The organism is Neisseria sp. HMSC03D10, from assembly GCF_001807625.1.
Taxonomy (GTDB): domain Bacteria; phylum Pseudomonadota; class Gammaproteobacteria; order Burkholderiales; family Neisseriaceae; genus Neisseria; species Neisseria mucosa.
On record NZ_KV789486.1, the window covers coordinates 57345 to 62801 of the forward strand.

Sequence of the window (5457 nt, forward strand, 5' to 3'; positions counted from 1 at the left end):
ATTTAGGGGATTTTGGGGAATTTTGCAAAGGTTCTCAACCCGCCAAAAATCCCAGACGCAAAAAAAAGCAGACCCAACAGGTCTGCTTTCAATATTGCCTATTAATCCAGATTCAAGACGGCGGAAGTGTAAACGTCCTGCACGTCGTCCAAATCTTCCAGCGCATCAATCAGTTTCTGCATTTTGACGGCGTCTTCGCCGGAGAGTTCGGTTTCGTTTTGGGCGCGCATGGTGACGTCGCCGTCAACGGATTTGTAACCCGCGGCTTCCAATGCTGCTTTTACGCCTGCCCAATCGTTCGGGGCGGTGATGACTTCGATGGAACCGTCGTCGTTGGTGATAACGTCTTCCGCACCGGCTTCCAGAGCGGCTTCCATCAGCGCGTCTTCGTCAACGCCGGGTTCGAACACCAGATAACCCTGATGCACGAAGTTGAACGCTACGCAGCCGTCGGTGCCCAAGTTGCCGCCGTTTTTGGTGAACGCATGGCGCACGTCGGCGACGGTGCGGGTTTTGTTGTCAGTCAGGCAATCTACCATCAGTGCCGCGCCGCCGATGCCGTAGCCTTCGTAGCGCAGTTCGATGTATTCCACGCCCTCCAAGTTGCCCGTACCTTTGTCGATGGCGCGTTGCACGTTGTCTTTGGGCATATTGTTTTCGGCGGCTTTTTCCAAAGCCAGGCGCAGGCGCGGGTTGGCACCGGGATCGCCGCCGCCCATGCGGGCTGCGACGGTGATTTCTTTAATCAGACGGGTGAAGATTTTGCCGCGTTTGGCATCTTGACGGGCTTTTTTATGCTGGATATTCGCCCACTTGCTATGACCTGCCATATATGGATTCCTTTCGATTTTCCGCCTTATCCGGCGGACTCTTGCTCATTTTCAAAGGGCGCATTTTAACATAGGTTGAATATACCTAAAATATTCAGACGACGCTGCATTCTGCCTAAAAGGTCGTCTGAAAACGCCGATAGCGCCCGACAAACGCAAAAATCTTGTCTTTGCCCAAACCTGACCCTTTTTTTCGTTTGCCTCACAAAAGGTTTACGGTATCATGCAGGCCTGCTTCAGGATTGTTGACAACTTGGGGCGAAACGGACGAAACCGGCCTGCTCGCCGCGCCGTCTGACACAACGGCATTCAACGGAGTAACCGCCGCCGGATGCCGTCATCTGTTCATTTTTCAATATAAGGTTTGTAATTATGGAAAAAACATTGTCTGCACTGGTGGGCGCAGTCAATCTGATTCTGTGGGACTACCTGCTGATTTACGCCCTTTTGGGCATCGGCCTGTTTTTCACACTCTATCTGGGTGCGCCGCAGATTACCAAATTTGGCGAAGGCCTCAAATCCGTTTTCGGCGGTTTGTTTTCCAAAAAAGACAAAGACGATAAATCTTTGTCGCAATTCCAAGCACTCGCTGTCGCCGTCTCCGCCCAAATCGGCACGGGCAACGTCGCCGGCGTGGCAACCGCCATTACCGCAGGTGGGCCGGGTGCGATTTTTTGGATGTGGCTTTCCGCCGTTTTGGGGATGTCCACGATTTTTGCCGAAGCCCTGCTCGCGCAAAAATACCGCGTCGTCAGCCACGGCAAATACATCGGAGGCCCCGCGTTCTACATCACACACGGCCTGACCCCGAAAATCGGGCGCGGCGCAGCGCGTTTCTTATCGGGCTTTTTCTCCATCGCCCTGATTATCGCGCTGGGCTTCATCGGTAACGCCACGCAGGCAAACTCCATCGCTTCCTCCGTTACCATCGCCTTTAACGTACCGGCATTGGCAGTAGGTATCACCCTCGCCGTCCTCGCGGGCATGATTATCGTCGGCGGCGTCAACCGCATCGCCAACATCGCCCAATTCGTCGTGCCGTTTATGGCGATTATCTATATCTTGTGTGCCGTCGTTATCCTGTTCAAATTCTCCGACCACATCATACCGATGTTCAACCACATCTTTACCGCCGCCTTCAACCCCGAAGCCGTATTAGGCAGCGCAGCGGGTATCGGTATGCGCGAAGCCGTCCGTTTCGGCGTGGCACGCGGGCTGTTTTCCAATGAAGCGGGTATGGGTTCGACACCGCACGCGCACGCTACCGCCGACGTGAACCACCCCGTTCAACAAGGCTTGGCAGCATTTATCGGCGTCTTCATCGACACCATCTTGGTCTGCACCGCCACTGCGCTGATTATCCTCCTGACCGATGCCAACCTTTCCGGCGAACAAGGCGCGGCGGTGACGCAATTCGCCTTCAGCAAAGCCTTCCCCGGCTTCGGTTCGCAACTGCTCGCCGTCTGCCTGACCTTCTTCGCCTTCACTACCATCATCGGCTGGTACTACTTCGGCGAGTCCAACATCCGCTTCCTCTTCAGAGGCAAACACTTGGGCATCTACCGCGCGCTCGTGCTGCTGGCTATCGTGTTGGGCACGCTGGGCAAAGTCGATTTGGTTTGGAGCCTGTCGGATATGTTCAACGGCTTCATGGTCATCCCCAACTTAATCGCCCTATTCCTCTTGCGCAAAGAAATCCGCACCGTTTACGACGATTATCTGGCGCAGAAAAAAGCAGGCAAAAACTTGTCCTACCAATATGAATTCCACGAATTCCACGACAAGGCTTAATCCGCAATCGTGAAAATATGACTTAGCATCATATTGAGATTAAATGTAGTTATTTTTTTCTTGATACTTGTTTATTGCTGTTTTACCAGCTATGCCAATCTGCGGCTGCTTTTGCAGCCGTTTTTCTTTGTATATTCATGTTAAATAGTATTGTAATAATGTAGATCCTCAAAGACTGTTAATGAGCTTGGTATTTCTGAAAGATTTTTGAAATAGCAAAACAACAAAGGGCCTCTGAAACCTGCTTTTCAGACGCCCCCTCTAAAAACTACTATCCATCAATCAATAATTCCCAATTCAACCAAAGCCCTGTACACACCATCTTCATCTACACTCGGCGCAATAAATTTCGCCGCAGCCTTCGCCACCTCCTCACCATTTCCCATGGCCACGCCGAAACCGACGGATGAGAGCATTTCCAAATCATTAAAGCTGTCGCCGAAAGCCATAACATCTTCCATGCCTATGCCCAACTTTTCTACTGCATGTGCAATGCCTCTTGCTTTTGAACCTTCGCGGCGCAGCATATCCAGCGCAGACTCGTGCCAACGCACGGATTTGAAGCCTTCGGATTGGATTTTTCCGATAATCTCCTGCTCCTGGGCATCGTCTGCAAACACCAGCATCTGATAAACCGATTGTTTGCGGAAATATTCTTTATCCACTTCAAAAGCAGGCAGGATGTGCGACAAGGCTTCTTTTACCCTTTCGCCGGCAGCCGATGCGACAATTTCGGCATCATTTACGAAAGCATAATCAATATACTGACTGTCAAAAAATGCACACATCCGCTCCACTTCGGCTTCAATCATCGGATAAGCCTGCAACACCTCCCCGTGAAACGTCGTATATTGCCCGTTAATCGTAACCAGCATATCAATACCGCTGTCGCGTATCAGGGTTTTAACCTTACCCGGAATGGCCACCGGCGGTCTCCCCGTCGCAATCGCCGTCAAAATACCCCGCGCTTTCAATGCCTCCATCGCTTTAGCAACAGACGGGCGCAGCGTATCGGTATATTTTCGGTATAACGTGTCATCAATATCGAAAAAAATAATTTTTGGCGTATTCATTATCAGGCATACAATCGGTTTCAGACGACCTATATTGTAACGTGCAATGACGGGAACAATGCACAATTTCTACATGCAATGATGTAAACAAGCTGTGTATAAATCCTACTTCATATTGATTCCCAAGAGAAAAACAAACCTGATTAAAAAATAAGCAGGTTATCAGAGATCTTCTGAAACCTGCTTATTCCATTTTCGCGATCATTGCATTAAGCAATAATTTTGACGCTTTCCCGCTCCCGCCTGAATTTCATTTTCAGCAACGCGGGCAGACTGTCATCAAAGTACCAGCCGCCGTCCGGCATAGCAATCGCTCCTCCGGCACAACGCAAAGTGATGCTTTTTCCGGATAAGCCGTCCGTCTCCGTAATCTCTACCTCATGCGCTCTCCCCCAGTCTGCAACGGGCAACAAATGCGCCAATTCGCGGATACGTCCGTTTTGCGCTTCTATCCCATCCTCGGTACGGCAGGCACCGTCGCATTGCCCGAGTGCCTGTACAGGACACGGCACACCTTTTCCATTTGCAACAGGCAGGATATTCAAGGCATCAGGACAAAGTCTGTTTTCCAGCGCCCAACTATTAAGCGCGCGTTTGGCGGCTTTTTTATGGATGAACAACCCATACGGGCGGACAGCACGACTGCCATTATCCAAAGGCACAATCCTTGCCTGCAATACACCGTGTTCGTCGGGAGAAAAACGAACCGTAGAAAATGCAGTAGGCTTGGAAACGACTCGTTCAGGTGGGCGGATACCATATTCCCTCATCGCCTGCGCCTTCAGCCATACCGAATGCAGGCTGCCCAACGCAGGAATAAAACGCACGGAAGCCGCAGCCTTCAAATAAAGCGGAACTTTTTTACCGTGCAGCATTTCTGCCGTTTCACTATACGCCTTCTCCAATGCAACTACCGCCTGCGCCTTGCCGAATGCGTCAAACCAGACCAACACACCTTCGCTGTCCGGCAACGCATAAATCTGCGCTGCCAAAGCATCCGTTACCCAATTTGGCAGCATTTTCGGATTCATCAAAGACCGGCAGTAATTATCCCAATCTTCTGTATTCTTTTCGCGCAAGCTGTGTTCCAAATAATCGCTCAAAGCCAAGACATCGGTCATCGCACGATGACGGTTTTCCACTGCAATTGCGTTCCGTTCGATAATGCTGTCCAAATTGTGTTTGTAAAACTCAGGATAAAGGCGGCGCGACAACTGGACGGTACACAAAGCAGGCGCAGCAAAATCAATACCGGCACGGCGAAACTCATGGCGCAGGAAGGTATAGTCGAAACGGCTGTTATGCGCCACCACCACGGCTCCCCGTAAAAGCGGCAACAACTGTAAAGCAATTTCCGCAAACAACGGAGCCATTCTCACCATCTCATCGCTGATACCCGTCAGTTGCGCGACAAATTCAGGAATCGGCTTACACGGATTCACCAGCCATTCATAACGGCATACGCTTTGCCCGTCGAAACGCAATAAAGCAACTTCCGTTACCCTGTCTTGATACAGATTCCCGCCGGTAGTTTCCAAATCCACCACAACCACAGGCCTCCCGAAACGGGCAAACGCCTTCTGCAACAACGGCCAGCGAGAAACGCTCTCCATTTTATTTTCCTGTAAATTCAATCAATAGCCGCGCATTTTACACTTTCCCTGTTTATTTTCCAACAACACCCTTGACAGAATCCCCCCCCCTCCCTATAATCCCAATCTTTCTTACAGCGCACCCGTAGCTCAGTTGGATAGAGTATCTGG

The 5457-nt window shown here is 50.8% G+C and carries 4 protein-coding genes; 1 reads left to right on the forward strand and 3 read right to left on the reverse strand.

Translation table 11 applies throughout. The annotated features are described in order from the left end of the window. Positions 1-101: 101 nt before the first annotated feature. Complete coding sequence (locus HMPREF3066_RS00830) at positions 102-830, reverse strand: YebC/PmpR family DNA-binding transcriptional regulator (RefSeq protein ID WP_003745951.1); 729 nt, start codon at positions 828-830, stop codon at positions 102-104. A gap of 372 nt (positions 831-1202) precedes the next feature. Between HMPREF3066_RS00830 and HMPREF3066_RS00835 the strand changes: the two genes are divergently transcribed. Continuing rightward, complete coding sequence (locus HMPREF3066_RS00835; RefSeq protein WP_070439842.1) at positions 1203-2621, forward strand: alanine/glycine:cation symporter family protein; 1419 nt, start codon at positions 1203-1205, stop codon at positions 2619-2621. Between the two features lie 278 nt (positions 2622-2899). Here HMPREF3066_RS00835 and HMPREF3066_RS00840 read toward each other — a convergent pair whose 3' ends face one another. Further along, positions 2900-3694 (reverse strand): Cof-type HAD-IIB family hydrolase, encoded by a 795-nt coding sequence (locus HMPREF3066_RS00840; RefSeq protein ID WP_060975375.1) that lies wholly within the window; start codon positions 3692-3694, stop codon positions 2900-2902. 209 nt (positions 3695-3903) lie between these two features. Continuing rightward, positions 3904-5307, reverse strand: a complete 1404-nt coding sequence (locus HMPREF3066_RS00845; RefSeq protein ID WP_070439843.1) for a 3'-5' exonuclease family protein — start codon at positions 5305-5307, stop codon at positions 3904-3906. Positions 5308-5457 lie beyond the last annotated feature (150 nt).